Source organism: Streptomyces sp. NPDC030183, assembly GCF_055573455.1.
Map to the genome: position 1 here is coordinate 62,811 of NZ_JBVIBK010000012.1, position 16,198 is coordinate 79,008.

Consider the following 16,198-nt stretch of genomic DNA (forward strand, 5'->3'; position numbering starts at 1 on the left):
ACGTCCCCGCAGGACTGTCGGCCCGCGTCAGGGGCCCCGGACGGCCGCGACTCACGGCCGAGCCCCTTCCCGGGTCCGGGGCCCTCCCCCGTCTCATCCGGTCAGGGCGGCCACCCGGCGCATGACGTCCTTGCAGAAGGCACCCACCTCGTCGGGGTCGTCGATGAACTGGTTCGGCTTGACGCAGAAGGTCGTGAACCCCTGCTCCAGTTGTTCCGGCAGGGAGGCGAGGGCCGCGCCGAGGTCCGCCGGGGAGTGGTCGTCGGGGAAGACCGCCTGTGTGCCGCCGATCATCTCCAGCTCGGCGATGTCCCGGCCGGCGGCCGTCATGGCCTCCTTCAGCGCTCGGAGATCCTGCGGTGTGGGCCGGCCCAGCGGATGGAAGCCGTGGCCGTGACGGACCAGGCGACGCAGCACCGGACCGTGCACGCGCTGACCGCCGAACCACAGCCGGGGCCCCTCGGGCCGGTACGCCTTGGGCTCGAAGTACACGTCCCGGAACGGGTAGTGCTCGCTGTCGTGGGAGATCGGAGACGGCCCCCAGGCCTTCGCCCAGACGGCGAGGTGCTCGTCGAGCAGCCGCCCCCGGCTGCCGAAGGGCACACCGAGCGCGTCGTACTCGTCCTTGCTCCAGCTCACCGTGGGCTGCACCAGAAGCCGCCCCTCGCTGAGGAGGTCGAGGGTGCCGAGTTCCCTCGCCATCAGCAGGGGGTGGCGCAGCGGGGCGAGCACCGCGGCGGCGGCGAGCCGCAGACGCTCGGTGACGGAGGCGATCGCGGCGAGGAGGAGCAGGGAGTTGGGCCACGGGGTGAACGGGTCCTGGTTCCCCGGGAGGGCGTAGTCGCGGGGGTTGCCCATGATGCCGGCGGCCCCGGCGTCCGGGCCGAGCACGATGTGCTCACTGACCATGACGGAGTCGAACCCGGCGTCCTCCGCCTCGCGCGCCCAGCGTACGGCGGTGGGCAGATCGGCCCGGCCGCCGGTCAGCGTCCAGTTCTCGCTGAGCACGAGCAGCATGCGTGGTGCGGCGCGCATGAGATCCCCCAGATCGTTTGACTCCAAATAAGATAAGGAGACCCGGATTCCACCGTCAACACCTGTCCAGATGGATACTTGCGAGGGTGCCGCGCTGCGCCGCCGTAAATTCGATTGCGAGAGCGGCAAGCCCGGCCCCAAGCTCTGCCCATGTTCATCACCGATACCTTCCTGCCGCCGACCTCCGCCACCGTTCCTCCGGTGCGGGGGCAGCAGCAGTCCGGCCGACCGTGGGGACCGACGCCGCCCCGGTCATGACGGCCGTGCTCGTCGCGGGGCTCCTCGCGGGTTATGGCATCGCCATCCCCGTCGGAGCGGTCACGACCTACCTGGTCTCCCTCACCGCCCGCACCTCCCTGCGCACCGGCGTGTGCGCCGCCCTCGGCATCGCGACCGCCGACGGGATCTACGCCCTGGTCGCCGCCCTCGGCGGCACGGCACTGGCGGCCGCCCTCCAGCCCGTGCTGGTACCGCTGCGCTGGGCGTCCGCCCTGGTGCTCCTCGCCCTCGCCGCGCGGGGCGCGGTCACGGCCCTGCGCCAGTACCGCACCCGGCGGCTCCCCGACCGGCGACAGCGGGATCCGGTGAGCCCGGCACGCGCGTACACCACCCTCCTCGGGATCACCCTCCTCAACCCCACCACCGTCGTCTACTTCGCCGCGCTCGTCCTGGGCAGCCGCGCCACCGAGGCCCTGCTCCCGCTGGAACAGGCGGTGTTCGTCCTCGCCGCGTTCCTCGCCTCCGCCAGCTGGCAACTGCTGGTCGCCGGCGGCGGCGCCCTGCTCGGCCGCGCGCTCACCGGGCACCGGGGCAGGCTGACGACGGGGCTCGTGTCGAGTGCCGTCATCGCGGTACTGGCGGCACGCATGCTCCTGCCGTCCTGAACGGCGGTTGGCCTGAGTTCGGGCGGTACCGAGGGGACGACGCCGCTGGACACGGGGATGCCCGTCGTCATCGTCACCACCAGCGGCGCGCCCGAGCACCCTGTCTGGTACCACGACATCACGTCCGACCCGCACGTGGAGCTCCAGGACGGGCCCGTCCGGCGGGACATGACGGCCCGTGAGGTCACGGGGGACGAGAAGGCCGTGTGGTGGGAGCGCGCGGTCGCCGCGTATCCGCCGTACGACGACTACCAGAAGAGGACCGACCGGGAGATTCCGGTCTTCGTGCCGGAGGCGATGGACGTCGCGTAGGGGCGGCGGGCCGGGGTGCCCGGCCGAGGGCCGGCCCACGGCTCCCGGAGACCGGAGGCCGGCGGGGAAATCCGCTCGGATCGAGGCGCATGAACCCCCGGGTGCCGGGCACCTGATTGTCAGGCCCCGCCGCGTTCCCCCGTCGCGGCGGGGCTTTTCGCTGCCTTCTCGGCCCGCTCGCCGCCCTCACCCGGCTCTTCACTCCCGCCCCGCTCGCCGCTCCGGCCCGGCTCCGCCTGCTGGGCGCGCCGCGCCGCGCGGGCGTCCGTCACGTCGAGGAAGATCTGATCGGCCTCGGGGACGATGTGGGCGATGGAGCGCTTGATGCGTACGGCGACCTCCTCGACCCGCTCGCTGTCGAGACCGGGGACGAGGTCGACGCGGGCGGCCACCAGGGTGGAGTCCAGGCCGAGTTCCATGGTGAGCAGGGCCTCGACGCTGTCGATCTCGGGCTGCGCCACCAGCAGCGCGCGGATCCTCTGGCTCGCCTCGGCGCCCGCCGCGCGCCCGATGAGCTGTTCGCGGGCGTCCCGGCCCAGCCAGTACGCGACGTACATGAGCAGGGCGCCGATCCCGAACGAGGCGAGCGCCTCCCACACCACCTGCCCCGTCACCATGTGCAGCGCCATGCCGGCGATCGCGAGGGTCACACCCAGCACGGCCGTGCCGTCCTCGGCGACGACCGTCCGCAGCGCCGGGTCCCGCAGACCCCCCGCACCGCCCTGCGCGCGCACCTGGTGCAGGGCGCGCAGCAGTGAGGCGCCCTCGGAGAGCAGCGCGACACCGAGGACGGCGAGGCCGGCCACATAGCCGTCGTAGGAGTCCTCCGAACCGCCGGCCAGGGCGTGGAACCCCTGGAACACGGAGAAGCAGCCGCCCATGACGAAGATGCCGACGGCGGCGAGCAGGGACCAGAAGAAGCGTTCCTTGCCGTAGCCGAAGGGGTGACGGCTGTCCGCGGGGCGGCGGCTGCGGCGCAGCGCGGCGAGGAGGAAGACCTCGTTGAGGCTGTCGGCCACCGAGTGCGCGGCCTCGGAGAGGAGGGCCGGGGACCCGGCGAGCAGTCCGCCGATGGTCTTGGCGACGGCGATCACCAGGTTCGCGGCGAGCGCCACCAGGACGGTGACACGGGTCCGGCGGTCGGCCCCGGCCCCGCCGCCCCGCCGCGGAGTCGGCTCGCAGAGCTCGGCCGACCCGTCACCGGTCTGCTCCTGCTCCTCGGGACCCTTCCCGTCGGTGCCGTCGTGTGCGGCTTCCCGTTCGGCGTGCCCGGCATCCCGTTCCGCGTGGGTGGCTTTCCGTTCGGCGTGTGCGCCGTCCCGTCCGTCGGACCGTGCGCCGCCCGTGCCGTCCGCGGTCGCGCCGTCGCCGCCTATGCCGTCCCCGCCCGTGCGGTCCCCGGGGATACCGTCCCCGGGCCGTTCCCACCCCATGAAGCCCCTCCTGGCCCCCGACATCCGATGTGCTCATGACCGTCACTGTCCCGGTCACCTACGCCGACTGCCCCGGCCGGTCCCGCTCACACCGTGGCGGTCGCGGAAATCGGGGAACCCGCACCAGGGCACACGTATCGAGGCGAGCGGATCGGGAAGGGCGAGCACGGTGAGTGGCGGCGAAGGCAACGAGGAATACGGCCGGAAGCGGTTCGAGCGGTCGGCGAGCCATTTCACGGACCGCATCACCGCCGACGGCCCGGACGGCCGCCGGGTGGAGGCCGGGCGGTACCGGTTGGTCGTCAGCAGGGCCTGCCCCTGGGCGAGCCGGGCGGTGATCGCGCGGCGGCTGCTGGGACTGGAGGACGCGCTGTCGATGGCGGTCGCCGACCCCGTCCAGGACGACCGCAGCTGGCGGTTCACCCTGGACCCGGACGGACGCGACCCCGTGCTCGGCATCCGGTTCCTGAAGGAGGCGTACGACGCGCGGGAGAGCGACTATCCGGGCGGGGTGAGCGTGCCGGCGGTCGTGGACGTGCCGAGCGGGAAGCTCGTCACCAACGACTACCAGCGGCTCACCCTCGACCTCGCCACCGAGTGGACCGCCCTGCACCGCCCGGGCGCGCCCGACCTGTATCCGGAGCCGCTGCGCGACGAGATCGACTCGGTGATGGCGGAGGTCTACGAGGACGTCAACAACGGCGTGTACCGGGCGGGCTTCGCCACGGAGCAGAAGGAGTACGAGGAGGCGTGCGCCGGGGTGTTCCGGCGGCTGGAGGCGCTGTCGGAGCGGCTCTCGGCCCGGCGGTACCTGGTCGGGGACACGATCACGGAGGCGGACATCCGGCTGTTCACCACGCTGGTGCGTTTCGACGCCGTCTATCACGGTCACTTCAAGTGCAATCGCTGGAAGCTGGCGGAGGAGCCGGTGCTGTGGGCGTACGCGCGCGATCTGTTCCAGACCCCCGGGTTCGGTGACACCGTCGACTTCGACCACATCAAACGGCACTACTACCGGGTGCACACGGGCATCAACCCGACCGGCATCGTGCCGCTCGGGCCCGATCTGTCCGGCTGGCTCACGCCGCACGGCCGTGAGGACCTGGGCGGGCGCCCGTTCGGCGACGGCACGCCGCCCGGGCCCGTGCCCGCCGCCGAGGTCGTCCCCCCGCAGGGGCGGGCCTGACGCCGGCCCGGCGACGCTTCAAGACCGCAACACGAAGGAGGAAGGCCAAGTGTCCAAGAAGAAGAAACTGCCCCTCGCCTACAAGCCCGTCGGCTTCGCCCTCGGGTGGGTTGGCGGTGCGCTGGCCTCGATGGCGTTCCAGAAGACATGGAAGGTGATCCGGCACGAGGACAACGCCCCGGACGCGCTGGACCGGGACCGCGGGTGGGGCGAGATTTTGCTGGCGGCCGCCGTGCAGGGCGCGATCTTCGCGGTCGTGCGCAGCGTGGTGGACCGCACGGGCGCGAAGGCCATCGAGCGGTCCACGGGCGTGTGGCCTGCTCCGGAGAAGGGGGGCCGGGACTGAGCCCGGCGGGGTTCAGCCCTGTTTGGGCGCCGTGGGGTGCTCGCGGCGCAGCGTGAACGAGTGGCCGGCCGGGTCGGAGTAGCCACGCTCCTCGAACGGCCCGGCCGGCTCCTTCGTGTCGACGGGGCGGCCGCCCAGCGAGACGATGCGCCGCTCGGCCTCGTCCAGATCGTCGACGTAGAAGTCGAGGTGGGCCTGGAGGGAGTTCTCGGGGCGCGGCCAGCTCGGTGGCGTCGCGTTCACGTCGCGGCGGAAGGCCAGCCGGGTGCCGCAGGCCCCCAGGATCTCGACGCGGTTGGCGGTCGCGTCCGTCTCCTCCGCGTCGAGCAGTTCCTTGTAGAACGCCGCGAGTTTCTCCGGCTCGGCGCAGTCCAGCACCACGAACCCTGCCCGTACCAGTGCCATGTCTCTCCTCCGCGCGGTCAAGGGGGCGCGGGCGGAGCCCCGACGCCCATACGGTCCCCGGGTACCCCGTTCTCCCCCGTTCTCCCCGCGCCCATGGCGCAGGGACGGCCGTTATGGACGACCCCCTGTTTCCTGGACAGCCGTCCAGTTATAGTGGACACCTGTCTTGGAAGTTCGGCGACGTGCCGAGTGCTGTGGAGGCCGTTGAGCATGGAGATCCTGGCCAGTGCGTTGGTTGCGCTGATCGCGGTGGAGCACCTGTACATCCTGGTGATGGAGATGTTCCTGTGGCAGAAGGCGCCGGGGATGAGATTCCACGGCTTCGACGCGGACCTGGCGCAGCGGACCGCGGCGATGGCGGCCAACCAGGGCCTCTACAACGGCTTCCTCGCGGCCGGTCTGGTGTGGGGCCTGATCGCGGACGATCCCACCGGGTTCCGCGTCCAGGTCTTCTTCCTGTGCTGCGTCGTCGTCGCCGGTGTGTACGGCGCCGCCACCGCCAACCGCCGCATCCTCGTCCTGCAGGCGCTGCCCGCCGCGCTCGCCCTGGCCGCCGTCCTCGTCGCCGGATGACCGCGGAGGACCCCCGGGCCGCCCGCACCCGGGCCAAGTTGCGGGAAGCCCTCCTCGCCGAATGCTCCCGGCGCCCCCTGGACGAGGTCAGCGTGGCCGCGCTGGTCCGCCGCGCGGGGGTCGGCCGGGCCACGTTCTACGTGCACTACGCGGACCTGGAGGCGCTGGCGGTGGACGCCTGCGCCGATGTCGTACGGGAGGCCGTGGAGGCGCTGCACGCCTGGCGCGGCCGTCCCGACCCGGTACGGGCCCCCGCGGCCCTGGTGGAGTTCTTTGCCTCGCTCACCCCGCACACCGCCCTGTACCGCACCCTGCTGGCGCCCGGCGGCAGCGGCCCGCTGGGGCGGGTGCTGTACCAGGATCTGCGGGCGTACAGCCTGCGCGAGCGCGAGCTGGCGGGAGCCGCGGACGCCCCGCTGGTGGCCTCGGCCGTGGCCGCCACCTTCGCGGGGGTCCTCGCCGACTGGCTGCACGGCCGGATCGAGGCCACGTCGGAGGAGATCGCCCACCAGTCGTGGCAACTGCTCGTCGCCCTGCACCGCAGCCGGTGAGCCGGGTGCCCGGTCAGGCGCAGCCGTGGCCCTCGGCCACCCGGGGCCACAGCTCGACACCGTCCGGGGTGCGGACGTACGCCTTCGACGGGTCGTCCTCGACCAGCCACAGCTCCCAGTCCTCGTCCTGGTAGCGGTAGCCGGTGTCCCGGGCCTTGGCCGGCATGCGGACGTCACCGTCGTAGGCGGAGGTGAGCATCCCGTCGGGGAGGACGCCCTCGGGGTCACGGCCGTACAACCGGCTGCCGGCGGACCCGTCCCGGCCCGTCGACAGGAAGTGGGCCTCCTGCCAGTCGCAGTGCTCCGCACCCTCGGAGGTGTGCACGGCGGTGATCGGCACCCGGCGGCCCTTGGCGTCGGTCCAGATCTCGTACCACTGGGAGTCCGTCCAGCGCGCGGGCAGTTCGGCCGGGTCGCAGGACGCGCTGGTCTCGGGCCCCCAACCGGGGCTGCCCTTCCGGTCCTTGGCGACGATCACGGCGACCTTGGTGCGGCCGTCGACGTCGTACGAGAAGAGGGCCCGGTCCTTCTCCTCCCGCTCCAGGCGGTAGCCCTCACGCGGCACGTCGGGTTGCTCGATGTCGAAGTACGCCTCCAGGCCCTCCTCGGGCGTCCCTCCCCCGTCGTTCTCGCCCCAGCCGCCCGGGCCCCCGCCGCCCGAGTAGAGCTCGCCCTCGCACTCCAGCGCCCGGCCGGCCGCGCCCGACTCCGTGCGCATCGCGTCGGCGCCGTCCCCGTCGACCTCCTTGTGCGGCACGTACAGCGGCCCGTCGTACGGCGTGGCGGGCGGGGTGCCGGCGATCACCGCGCCGCTCTCCCCGTCGGCGCCGCATCCCACCGCCAGTACGGCCAGCGCGACCGCCGTCGCCGCGAGCCCTCCGCGCATTTCCCCACCCCTTGCTCGTTCCCGACATCGTGTCCCTCCTTCGACGCCGCGGGGGCCCCGGACGTTCGACGGCCCGGTGGGTGACCTGGTTCACGGTCAGCCACCGGGCCGGAGCCGCGCGGGGAGGGCGCGGCTCGGGAGGAGGGCTCGGGTCAGAACGTCAGCACGGGCTTGATGCTGGTGCCGTCGCTCATGTCGGCCACGGCCTGGTCGATGTCCTCGAACTTGTAGCGGCTGATCAGGCGCTCCAGCGGGAGCCTGCCGTCCTTGACCAGCTGGACGAGGACGGGGATGGCCGTCTGGATCTCGTTGTCGCCGAGGGTGAGACCGACGACGCGCTTGCCGCCGAGCATGCCGTTGACGTCGAGGGAGACCTCGGTGCCGAACGGCGGGGCGCCGACGATGACGAGGGTGCCGCGCGCGGCCACCGAGTCGACGCCCTTGCGCAGGACGAAGACGCTGCCGGTGGTCTCCACGGCGCCGTCGACGCCCTGCCCGCCGGTGATCTCCATGACGGCCTCGGTGAGGTCGGCGACCTCGCTCGCGTTCACCGTGTGCGTGGCGCCCAGTTCCTTGGCGAGCTCCAGGCGAGCGGCGACCTTGTCGACGGCGATGACCGTCGTCGCGGGGGTGAGGGCGGCGGCCATGACGGCGGACAGGCCGACGGCCCCGGCGCCGAGGACGAGGAGCGTGCTGCCCGCCCGCGGCTCCAGCACGTTCCAGACGGCGCCCACACCCGTCTGTACGCCGCAGCCGAGCGGGGCGATGGAGTCCAGCGGCACGTCGGGGTCGACCTTGACGAGGCCGCGCTCGTCGACCAGGGCGCGCTCGGCGAAGGAGGACTGGCCGAAGAAGTGCCCGCCGAGTTCCTGCCCGTCCCGGCTGATGGTGCTGGTGCCGTCGGCGCGGCGGCCGCCGATCAGGTTCAGCGGCAGCCAGGTGGCGCAGTACGCCGGGTGCCCGTCACGGCAGTTGCGGCAGCCGCCGCAGGAGGTGAAGGACAGCACGACGTGGTCGCCCGGCTCGACGGAGGTGACGCCCGGGCCGACGGCCTCGACGACACCGGCGCCCTCGTGGCCCAGGACCCCGGGCAGCGGGAAGGGCAGCCCGCCGCCGGCGACCCCGAGGTCGGTGTGGCACAGCCCGGCGGCGACCATGCGGACCAGCGCCTCGCCCGGCCCCGGCTGGTCGAGGACGACCTCGGAGACGGTGAAGGGCGCGCCCCCGGACTCGACCACGGCGGCACGTGTGGTGATGGACATGCTCGTGTACTCCTTCTTCGGTGGCGGGCCGCCCAAGCGCCGCGGCCCGCCGGTGATCCCGGGACGGCGCTCAGTCGAGGGAGACGACGACGGACTTGACCTTGGTGTAGGACTCCAGGGCCTCGGGGCCGTACTCGCGCCCGAAGCCGGAGGACTTCACACCGCCGAAGGGCACGGCGGGGTCGAGCATGGCCCAGTCGTTGACCCAGACGATGCCCGCCTCCAGCTTGTCGGCGACACGGTGGGCGCGGGCCAGGTCCGTGGTCTGCAGGCCGGAGGCGAGGCCGTACGGGGTGGAGTTGGCGAGGGCGACGGCCTCGTCCTCGGTGTCGAAGGGCTGCACGGTGAGGACCGGGCCGAAGATCTCCTCCTGGACGACACGGGAGTCGTTGGCGAGGTCGGCGATGACGGTGGGCCGGTAGTAGAAGCCGCCGTCCAGGTCGAGGCGTTCGCCGCCGCAGACGATGCGGGCGCCCTCCTTGCGGGCGAGCTCGACGTACTCCTCGACCTTCCTCAGGTGCCGCTCCCCCGCCATCGGGCCGACGACGGTCTCGGGCTTTCGGGGGTCGCCGACGGGCACACCGGGCACGGCGTCGGCGAGGATGCCGACGACGGTCTCGTACAGCGGGCGGGCCACGAGCAGGCGGGGGCCGCCCATGCAGAACTGGCCGGTGTTGAAGACGAAGCCCTTGATGATCGCGCCGACGGCCTTCTCGAGGTCGGCGTCCTCGAAGACGATGTGGGCCGCGTTGCCGCCGAGTTCCATCGTGACCGGCTTCAGGCCCTCCCCGGCGACGCTCGCCGCGTGCCGGCCGACGGCGGTGGAACCGGTGAAGGCGATCTTGTCGACACCGGCGTGGCGCAGCAGGGCCTCACCGGCGACCGGGCCGGTGCCGGTGACCACGTTGTGGACGCCGTCGGGAACGCCGGCCTTCTTCAGGAGTTCCGCCATGTAGAGGGCGCTGAGCGGGGTCTCCTCGGCGGGCTTGTGGACGACCGTGTTGCCGGCCGCGAGCGCCGGGGCGATCTTGCTGCCGGCGAGGATGAGCGGGAAGTTGAAGGGGGTGATCGCGCCGACGACGCCGATCGGGCCGCGTCTGGTGTAGGCGAGGCGGTTCATCGGGACGTCCCGGTTACCGCCGTCCAGGGTCCAGGCGAGGGATGCGTAGTACTCGTAGTCGTTGGCGGCGTTCGTCACGTCCACGGCGTGGCAGAGGGTGATGGGCTTGCCGACGTCCTGGCTCTCCAGGGCGGCGATCTCGTCGGCGTTCTCCCGGATCAGCTGGGCGACCCGGTTCAGCACACGGCCGCGCTCACGGCCGCTCAGCCCGGACCAGGAGCCGCTGTCGAAGGCCGAACGCGCGGCCCGAACGGCGGCGTCGACGTCGGCGGAGCCTGCTTCGGCGACACTCGTGACCACCTGACCCGTGGACGGGTCGATCACGTCCATGCGTGCCCCGTCGGCCGCCTCGTGCCACTGTCCGCCGATGAACAGCCGCCCGGGCCCGCTCTCGAAGGTGGTCGTCATTGCCCACTCCTCAGCCTTGATCGCCAAGTTTCAACAAACAGGATTCCTGTTGGTCCGCAGTCTCAACACACACAGGTTTCCTGTCAATGCCTTACGCTGACCCCATGGTCGGCACCAAGGCACCCCCGTCCCTGCTGTACATGGTCAAGCAGGTTGAGCTGGTTGTCCGCTCGCGCCTGGACGAGCTGGTCAAGCCGGCCGGGATCACGGCCCTGCAGTACACCTCCCTGACCGTGCTGGAACGGCACGACGGGCTCTCGGCGGCGCAGCTCGCCCGCGACTCGTTCGTCACGGCCCAGTCCATCGCGGATCTCGTCCGGAGTCTGGAGAACCGCGGACTGGTGCGCCGGGAGCGCAACCCGCGCAACCGGCGCGAGCTGCTGATCCTGCTCACCGACGACGGACGCGAGCTGCTCGCCCGCTTCGCCGGTCCGGTGCGCGACCTGGAGGAACGCATGATCGGCGAGCTCACCGCACACCAGGCGGAGCAGTTCCGGCAGGCCCTGTCCAGGGCGTGGCAGGCACTGTCGTAGAGCGTGCCCCGCAGAACTCCGGACGGCGCGCCGAAGAAATCGAAGACATATGTCAATCGAACATGCTGAAATTCACCCTGACGGGGGTAACTTGCAGAGCGGGGACGGGTTTTGCCCTCACACAGTCCGGTTGGAGGCGATGCCGTCGTGTCGAGCGACCCCACACCTCCGGGCACCGGCCATCTGCGCGTGCGCGAGGACCGCGGCCGCACCGTGCTCGAACTCCACGGCGAGATCGACATCGCGGCGGCCGTGGAGATCATCCCGCATCTGGACGCGCTGACCGGCCGCCCCGGCGCCCGGATCGTGATCGACCTCAGGCACGTCGAGTTCTTCGACTGCTCCGGCCTGCGCCTGCTCCACCGGGCCCGCCACCGGGTCCTCGACCGCGGCGGTGAACTGCTCCTGGTCTGCACCCACCCGCTCACCCTGCGCGTCCTCAAGGTCACGGGCTTGTCCCGGCTGCTGCCTCCGGCGCCGTCGCTGGAGGCAGCACTGGAACACCGCGAGGCCGCGTCCGGCACGTTATGACGCGCCGCGGAGGCCCCCGGCGCGCGAACGGCCTCTGCGGCGCGCCCCCGCTCGTGCCGCCGCGCGCCTCGACCCCGCTCGCCGCGCTCGCGTGCTCAGTGACCCGGCAGCGCGTCGAACAGGGCGCTGACGGACTCGCCGTTGTGGATCCGGCGGACGGCCTCGGCGAAGGCGGGGGCGATGGAGAGGACCTCCAGCTTCTCCGTGCGCTCCTCCACCGGCACTGGCACCGTGTTGGTGCACACGATCTCCAGCACGTCCGGCTGCTCACCCAGCCGCTTCAGGGCGCCCGCCGCGAACAGCCCGTGCGTGCAGGCCACCCGGATCGAGCGCGGCCCCAGCTCCCGCAGCCGCTGCAGGAGTTCCAGGACGGTACTGCCCTTGGCGATCTCGTCGTCGAGCACGATGACATCCCGTCCGGTGACCTCGCCGATCACCGAGCTGATGCTCACCCGGTCGTCCGCGAACCGCTGCTTGGCCCCCGCGGCGACCTGCGCGCCGATCATCCGCGCGAACGCCGCCGCCTCCTTGGCGTTGCCCAGGTCCGGTGAGACGACCGTCGTACGGCTCAGGTCGTACCGGCGGAAGTGCGCGGCCAGCTCCCGCAGCGCGTGCAGATGGTCGACCGGGACCGAGAAGAAGCCGTGCACCTGCGGTGAGTGCAGGGTCATCGTGAGGACCCGCCCCGCCCCCGCGGAGACCAGCAGGTCCGCGACGAGCCGGCCGCCGATGGAGATCCGCGGGGCGTCCTTCTTGTCGGAGCGGGCGTACGAGTAGTGCGGCATGACCACGGTGATCCGGCCCGCCGAGGCGCCGCGCGCCGCGTCGCACATCAGGAGCAGTTCGACGAGGTGCTCCTGCACCGGCGCGACCAGCGGCTGCACCAGGAACACGTCCCGCTCGCGGCAGTTGCCCTGGAGCTGCACCTCCAGACAGTCGTTCGCGAACCGGCTCACCCGGGACGGACTCAGCGGCACACCGAGGTGCGCGCAGATCTCCTCCGCCAGTTCGGGGTGGGCGGTGCCGGTGAAGACGGCGATGTCACGCACGGTCGGCTCCTCGCATGATCATGATCATTACGGGTGGCGCGGCTCATGCTACTGGCCGTCCCCGCTCCGCGGGGGCGCGCGCCGGCTCCGGGACGAACGACGCCGCCGGTCCGAGGCGAAGTACGGACAATCCCCAACTCGGCGTTCCGCCAGGGCCTTCGCGGGCAATCGTTGAAGCAGGAAGGAGGACGGTCGACATGACGACGTCCATCAAGCGCACGGGTCTGCCCGCCTGGGCCAAGGTACTCATGGCCGTGGTGATCCTCATCGTGGTGCTGCTGGCCGCGCTGAGGCTGCTGGTCTTCAAGGGGTTCGACGACATGTTCGGCACCGAGGAGCACGACCGCTCGGGGCCGACGCTGCTCCGGTCCATCCAGGACATGAGCCGCTACGAGGCCGCCTCGGGCAACTTCCAGGTGGTCGTCGACCTGGAGAAGGACGCCAAGTTCCTGCCGGACGCGATCCGCGGCACCCGCACGCTGTACGTGGGTGCGGGCTCCGTCGACGCCTATGTCGACCTCGGCAAGGTCGGCGACGACGACGTGAAGGTGAACGAGGACCGCACATCGGCCACCATCAACCTCCCGCACGCCCGGCTCGGCACCCCCGCCCTCGACACCGAGCACTCCTACGCCGTCTCCAAGCAGCGCGGTCTCCTCGACCGCCTCGGTGACCTGTTCTCCGACAACCCCAACGGCGAACAGGCCGTCCAGCGGCTCGCCGTCAAGCACATCGGCGACGCCGCGAAGGACAGCCGGCTGACGGAACGCGCCGAGGCCAACACCACCGACATGCTCGAAGGACTGCTGAAGTCCCTGGGCTTCAAGGAGGTGAAGGTGACCTATGGCGGCTGAGCCGCCCGCCGGGGCCTGCCAAGGCGCGCATCGCGGCCCGCTTCGGGGGTAACCACCTTGAGGACAAAGGAAGTTGAAACTGGGGAGGGTTGGATGGCCCGCACGACGTCGCGTTCCCGGTCCACCGTCCGGGGCCGCCGTTCGCCGACCGCGCCAGGCGGTCGACGGCCCCTTCCGCTGCCCGTGCGGGTGCTGGTGATGGCGCTCGCCTTCGCGGCCATGGTGGCGTTCGGCGCGGTACTGGCGAGGCTCACGCTCCAGCCGTCGCCGGCGTCGGAGTCCCTCACCCACAGCAACCTGCACCCCGGCAGCTCGCTGGAGCTGTACTGGCACCACCCGTCACCGCGCGACGCCCTCAAGCAGCTCGGCGGGAACGTCCTGCTGGGGGTGCCCTTCGGGATCCTGCTGCCGGTGCTGGCACCGGGGGCCCGCGGGCTGCTGCGGGTGCCCGCGCTGACGGCCCTGATGATGCTGCTCGTCGAACTGGTGCAGGGCGCGCTGGTGACCGGCCGCGCGTTCGACATCGACGACGTCATCCTCAACACCACGGGCGCGCTGCTGGGCTATCTGCTGCTCGGGCGGCGGCTCGGGCGCGCCGTGCACGCCCCCGCGGCCCCGGTACGGCCGAAGACCCCGGGCGACGGCGCCGCCGGGCGGCCGCACGGGGTCCGCAGGTTGGCGTGGCGCCTGCCCCGCCGGACCAGGGCGGGGGCGGACACCAGGCGGGCTAGTGCACCGTCCAAGTGAACTTGTCGCCGCCCACCCAGCGCACCTGCTCCGGGTCGTCGAGGTCATGGACGGTGATGCCGTACGCGGCGGCGGCCTGGAGCACGTCCGTCATCGCCTTCGCCTCGCCGACCACCTGACCGTCGATCTCCACTATCCGGAACGGCGGCGTACCCGGCTGCACCCCGAGCACCATGACCCGGGGGTGGGAAATATAGGGACTCGCGATTTCCGTCATGTCTAGAGCGTAGGCCCGTTCCGCCGTCCGTGGCCGGGCGGCGGACGGCCGCCGTGCGGGTACCCGGCGCCTGGGCGAGTCTGTAAGCGGAACGCTGGAGGTGCCATGGATCCCGTCGAGGCCCTGGAGCGGATCGCTTTCCTGCTGGAGCGGGACCGGGCCCCCACCTATCGCGTCCGCGCGTTCCGTACGGCCGCCGCGGTGCTCGGGGCGCTGCCGGCGGACGAGGTGACCGAACGGGCGGCCTCGGGGTCGCTGGAGTCGCTGAAGGGGGTCGGGCCGAAGACCGCGCAGGTGGCGCGGGAGGCGCTGGCCGGGCAGGTGCCGGACTACCTGCGGAAGCTGGAGCGGGAGGCGGGGGCCCCGCTCGCGGACGGCGGCCAGGGGCTGATGGAACTCATCCGGGGCGACTGCCATGTGCACTCGGACTGGTCGGACGGGGGCAGCCCGATCGAGGAGATGGGCCGGACCGCCGCGCGCCTCGGCCACGAGTGGACGGTGCTCACCGATCACTCGCCCCGGCTGACCGTCGCACGCGGCCTGTCCCCCGACCGGCTGCGCGAGCAGCTCGACGTGGTGGCCGCGCTGAACGAGACCTGGGCGCCGTTCCGGCTGCTGACCGGCATCGAGTGCGACATCCTCGACGACGGCTCGCTGGACCAGGAACCCGAACTGCTGGACCGCCTCGACGTCGTGGTGGTGTCCGTGCACTCCAAGCTGCGGATGGACGCCCGGTCCATGACCCGGCGGATGGTCGCCGCCGTCCGGAACCCGTACTCCGACATCCTGGGGCACTGCACGGGACGGCTGCTCACCGGGCGCGGCCGGCCGGAGTCGGAGTTCGACGCGGACGCGGTGTTCGCGGCCTGCGCGGAGACCGGGACGGCGGTGGAGATCAACTCCAGGCCGGAGCGGCTTGACCCGCCCCGGCGGTTGCTGCGGCGGGCGGTGGAGGCCGGGGTGCTGTTCTCCGTCGACACGGACGCGCACGCGCCCGGGCAGCTCACCTGGCAGATCCACGGGTGTGCGCGGGCCGAGGAGTGCGGGGTACCCGCCGAGCGGGTGGTGACGACGTGGGGCGTGGAGGACCTGCTGCGGTGGGCCCGGGACCGGGAGGTCCCCGTGCCGAGCGCCCGGCGCGGGGCACCGCCGCTCGCGGAACGCGAGAAGTGATACCGATGCGAAGAAAGGTGCGTCATGGCCAAGGCCGCTGTGTTCGATGTCGACGGGACCCTCGTCGACACCAACCATCTGCATGTGGTCGCCTGGTGGGAGGCGTTTCGGCAGGCCGGGCACCACGTGGCGATGCATGACATCCACCGGGCGGTGGGACTGCCGTCGCGGGACCTGATCACGCATGTGCTGGCCGAGGAGCCGAAGCCGGAGGAGAGCGACGCGCTGAGCGCGGCGCACAAGGCGCTGTACGGGACGTACTTCGAGCGGCTGCCCGCGCTGCCGGACGCCGGACGGCTGTTGCGGCGGCTCGACGGGCGGGGCTGGCGGGTGGTGCTCGCGACGTCCGCCAGCGGGCTGGAGCTGGCCGCGCTGCGGCGTGCGATCGGCGCGGACGACGCCATCATGGCGACGGCGAGCGCGGAGGACGTCTCGGAGGGGAAGCCGGCCCCGGACCCGGTGGAGCACGCGCTGGAGCTGGTGAACGCCCCGGCGGAGCAGTCGGTGTTCGTCGGCGACACGGTGTGGGACATGCGGGCGGGCGTCCGGGCGGGGGTGCGCTGCGTGGCGGTGCTCAGCGGGGGCATCCCGCGCCCCGAGCTGGTGGCGGCCGGTGCCGAGATGGTGTTCCGGAATCCGGCGCATCTGCTGTCGGCGCTGGACGACAGCCCGCTGGGCCGGGTGGAGTGACAG

The 16,198-nt window shown here is 72.2% G+C and carries 19 protein-coding genes and 1 pseudogene; 12 read left to right on the forward strand and 8 right to left on the reverse strand.

All coding sequences use genetic code 11. From position 1 onward, the window contains the following. Positions 1-93: 93 nt before the first annotated feature. Positions 94-1,035, reverse strand: coding sequence for an LLM class flavin-dependent oxidoreductase (locus ACZ4Z2_RS16420; RefSeq protein ID WP_468076481.1), 942 nt, complete (start codon positions 1,033-1,035; stop codon positions 94-96). Positions 1,036-1,289: 254 nt separating this feature from the next. On the opposite strand from ACZ4Z2_RS16420, the gene ACZ4Z2_RS16425 reads away from it, so the two are divergent. Next, a complete protein-coding gene (locus ACZ4Z2_RS16425; protein ID WP_468076708.1) occupies positions 1,290-1,919 on the forward strand; it encodes a LysE family transporter in 630 nt (209 codons plus the stop codon). A gap of 15 nt (positions 1,920-1,934) precedes the next feature. Next, positions 1,935-2,231 (forward strand): annotated as a pseudogene (locus ACZ4Z2_RS16430) (nitroreductase/quinone reductase family protein); the annotation flags it as partial. A 119-nt stretch (positions 2,232-2,350) separates the two neighbouring features. Here the strand turns inward: ACZ4Z2_RS16430 and ACZ4Z2_RS16435 are convergent. Beyond that, positions 2,351-3,346: a cation diffusion facilitator family transporter gene (locus ACZ4Z2_RS16435; RefSeq protein WP_468076710.1), complete on the reverse strand. Its 996-nt coding sequence runs from the start codon at positions 3,344-3,346 to the stop codon at positions 2,351-2,353. Between the two features lie 487 nt (positions 3,347-3,833). Between ACZ4Z2_RS16435 and ACZ4Z2_RS16440 the strand changes: the two genes are divergently transcribed. Both ACZ4Z2_RS16440 and ACZ4Z2_RS16445 read left to right on the forward strand, forming a co-directional pair. After that, positions 3,834-4,850: a glutathione S-transferase family protein gene (locus ACZ4Z2_RS16440; RefSeq protein WP_468076483.1), complete on the forward strand. Its 1,017-nt coding sequence runs from the start codon at positions 3,834-3,836 to the stop codon at positions 4,848-4,850. Positions 4,851-4,899: 49 nt separating this feature from the next. Further along, on the forward strand, positions 4,900-5,196 hold the full coding sequence (locus ACZ4Z2_RS16445; protein WP_468076485.1) for a DUF4235 domain-containing protein: 297 nt from the start codon (positions 4,900-4,902) through the stop codon (positions 5,194-5,196). 12 nt (positions 5,197-5,208) lie between these two features. On the opposite strand, the gene ACZ4Z2_RS16450 is transcribed toward ACZ4Z2_RS16445, so the two are convergent. Further along, entirely contained in the window at positions 5,209-5,601 is a 393-nt protein-coding gene (locus ACZ4Z2_RS16450) for a VOC family protein (protein WP_468076487.1), read from the reverse strand. 210 nt (positions 5,602-5,811) lie between these two features. Here ACZ4Z2_RS16450 and ACZ4Z2_RS16455 point away from each other — a divergent pair, with 210 nt between their 5' ends. After that, entirely contained in the window at positions 5,812-6,174 is a 363-nt protein-coding gene (locus ACZ4Z2_RS16455; protein ID WP_468076489.1) for a DUF1304 domain-containing protein, read from the forward strand. Then, positions 6,171-6,725 carry a TetR/AcrR family transcriptional regulator gene (locus ACZ4Z2_RS16460; RefSeq protein ID WP_468076491.1) on the forward strand — a complete coding sequence of 185 codons (555 nt, stop codon included), beginning with the start codon at positions 6,171-6,173 and terminating at the stop codon, positions 6,723-6,725. Before ACZ4Z2_RS16455 ends, ACZ4Z2_RS16460 begins: the two co-directional genes overlap by 4 nt. Positions 6,726-6,738: 13 nt before the next feature. On the opposite strand, the gene ACZ4Z2_RS16465 is transcribed toward ACZ4Z2_RS16460, so the two are convergent. From ACZ4Z2_RS16465 to ACZ4Z2_RS16475, 3 genes are all read right to left on the reverse strand, one after another. Beyond that, complete coding sequence (locus ACZ4Z2_RS16465; protein WP_468076492.1) at positions 6,739-7,611, reverse strand: hypothetical protein; 873 nt, start codon at positions 7,609-7,611, stop codon at positions 6,739-6,741. Positions 7,612-7,763: 152 nt separating this feature from the next. Beyond that, complete coding sequence (locus ACZ4Z2_RS16470) at positions 7,764-8,873, reverse strand: NAD(P)-dependent alcohol dehydrogenase (RefSeq protein ID WP_468076494.1); 1,110 nt, start codon at positions 8,871-8,873, stop codon at positions 7,764-7,766. A gap of 70 nt (positions 8,874-8,943) precedes the next feature. Further along, the gene (locus ACZ4Z2_RS16475; RefSeq protein WP_468076496.1) at positions 8,944-10,401 is read right to left on the reverse strand and encodes an aldehyde dehydrogenase family protein; all 1,458 of its coding nucleotides are present in this window, start codon (positions 10,399-10,401) and stop codon (positions 8,944-8,946) included. 104 nt (positions 10,402-10,505) lie between these two features. Between ACZ4Z2_RS16475 and ACZ4Z2_RS16480 the strand changes: the two genes are divergently transcribed. Beyond that, the gene (locus ACZ4Z2_RS16480) at positions 10,506-10,934 is read left to right on the forward strand and encodes a MarR family winged helix-turn-helix transcriptional regulator (RefSeq protein ID WP_468076498.1); all 429 of its coding nucleotides are present in this window, start codon (positions 10,506-10,508) and stop codon (positions 10,932-10,934) included. A gap of 147 nt (positions 10,935-11,081) precedes the next feature. Beyond that, a complete protein-coding gene (locus ACZ4Z2_RS16485; protein ID WP_468076499.1) occupies positions 11,082-11,465 on the forward strand; it encodes an anti-sigma factor antagonist in 384 nt (127 codons plus the stop codon). 95 nt (positions 11,466-11,560) lie between these two features. On the opposite strand, the gene ACZ4Z2_RS16490 is transcribed toward ACZ4Z2_RS16485, so the two are convergent. Beyond that, positions 11,561-12,514 carry a ribose-phosphate diphosphokinase gene (locus ACZ4Z2_RS16490; RefSeq protein ID WP_468076501.1) on the reverse strand — a complete coding sequence of 318 codons (954 nt, stop codon included), beginning with the start codon at positions 12,512-12,514 and terminating at the stop codon, positions 11,561-11,563. A 197-nt stretch (positions 12,515-12,711) separates the two neighbouring features. On the opposite strand from ACZ4Z2_RS16490, the gene ACZ4Z2_RS16495 reads away from it, so the two are divergent. Beyond that, on the forward strand, positions 12,712-13,368 hold the full coding sequence (locus ACZ4Z2_RS16495; RefSeq protein ID WP_468076503.1) for a DUF4230 domain-containing protein: 657 nt from the start codon (positions 12,712-12,714) through the stop codon (positions 13,366-13,368). A gap of 93 nt (positions 13,369-13,461) precedes the next feature. Then, positions 13,462-14,115, forward strand: a complete 654-nt coding sequence (locus ACZ4Z2_RS16500; RefSeq protein WP_468076506.1) for a VanZ family protein — start codon at positions 13,462-13,464, stop codon at positions 14,113-14,115. Here the strand turns inward: ACZ4Z2_RS16500 and ACZ4Z2_RS16505 are convergent. After that, a complete protein-coding gene (locus ACZ4Z2_RS16505) occupies positions 14,096-14,332 on the reverse strand; it encodes a hypothetical protein (RefSeq protein ID WP_468076508.1) in 237 nt (78 codons plus the stop codon). The two genes, ACZ4Z2_RS16500 and ACZ4Z2_RS16505, sit on opposite strands and share 20 nt — an antisense overlap. Positions 14,333-14,437: 105 nt before the next feature. Here ACZ4Z2_RS16505 and ACZ4Z2_RS16510 point away from each other — a divergent pair, with 105 nt between their 5' ends. Both ACZ4Z2_RS16510 and ACZ4Z2_RS16515 read left to right on the forward strand, forming a co-directional pair. Then, positions 14,438-15,505: a PHP domain-containing protein gene (locus ACZ4Z2_RS16510; protein WP_468076510.1), complete on the forward strand. Its 1,068-nt coding sequence runs from the start codon at positions 14,438-14,440 to the stop codon at positions 15,503-15,505. A gap of 24 nt (positions 15,506-15,529) precedes the next feature. Then, positions 15,530-16,195 (forward strand): HAD family hydrolase, encoded by a 666-nt coding sequence (locus ACZ4Z2_RS16515; RefSeq protein ID WP_468076512.1) that lies wholly within the window; start codon positions 15,530-15,532, stop codon positions 16,193-16,195. Positions 16,196-16,198 lie beyond the last annotated feature (3 nt).

What these genes read in the sequence shown, in the direction of transcription:
- ACZ4Z2_RS16420 (WP_468076481.1), bottom strand. Translation starts at nt 1,035, where the DNA reads ATGCGCGCCGCACCACGCATGCTGCTCGTGCTCAGCGAGAACTGGACG.
- ACZ4Z2_RS16425 (WP_468076708.1), top strand. Translation starts at nt 1,290, where the DNA reads ATGACGGCCGTGCTCGTCGCGGGGCTCCTCGCGGGTTATGGCATCGCC.
- ACZ4Z2_RS16450 (WP_468076487.1), bottom strand. Translation starts at nt 5,601, where the DNA reads ATGGCACTGGTACGGGCAGGGTTCGTGGTGCTGGACTGCGCCGAGCCG.
- ACZ4Z2_RS16455 (WP_468076489.1), top strand. Translation starts at nt 5,812, where the DNA reads ATGGAGATCCTGGCCAGTGCGTTGGTTGCGCTGATCGCGGTGGAGCAC.
- ACZ4Z2_RS16460 (WP_468076491.1), top strand. Translation starts at nt 6,171, where the DNA reads ATGACCGCGGAGGACCCCCGGGCCGCCCGCACCCGGGCCAAGTTGCGG.
- ACZ4Z2_RS16465 (WP_468076492.1), bottom strand. Translation starts at nt 7,611, where the DNA reads ATGCGCGGAGGGCTCGCGGCGACGGCGGTCGCGCTGGCCGTACTGGCG.
- ACZ4Z2_RS16470 (WP_468076494.1), bottom strand. Translation starts at nt 8,873, where the DNA reads ATGTCCATCACCACACGTGCCGCCGTGGTCGAGTCCGGGGGCGCGCCC.
- ACZ4Z2_RS16475 (WP_468076496.1), bottom strand. Translation starts at nt 10,401, where the DNA reads ATGACGACCACCTTCGAGAGCGGGCCCGGGCGGCTGTTCATCGGCGGA.
- ACZ4Z2_RS16480 (WP_468076498.1), top strand. Translation starts at nt 10,506, where the DNA reads ATGGTCGGCACCAAGGCACCCCCGTCCCTGCTGTACATGGTCAAGCAG.
- ACZ4Z2_RS16495 (WP_468076503.1), top strand. Translation starts at nt 12,712, where the DNA reads ATGACGACGTCCATCAAGCGCACGGGTCTGCCCGCCTGGGCCAAGGTA.
- ACZ4Z2_RS16500 (WP_468076506.1), top strand. Translation starts at nt 13,462, where the DNA reads ATGGCCCGCACGACGTCGCGTTCCCGGTCCACCGTCCGGGGCCGCCGT.
- ACZ4Z2_RS16505 (WP_468076508.1), bottom strand. Translation starts at nt 14,332, where the DNA reads ATGACGGAAATCGCGAGTCCCTATATTTCCCACCCCCGGGTCATGGTG.
- ACZ4Z2_RS16510 (WP_468076510.1), top strand. Translation starts at nt 14,438, where the DNA reads ATGGATCCCGTCGAGGCCCTGGAGCGGATCGCTTTCCTGCTGGAGCGG.
- ACZ4Z2_RS16515 (WP_468076512.1), top strand. Translation starts at nt 15,530, where the DNA reads ATGGCCAAGGCCGCTGTGTTCGATGTCGACGGGACCCTCGTCGACACC.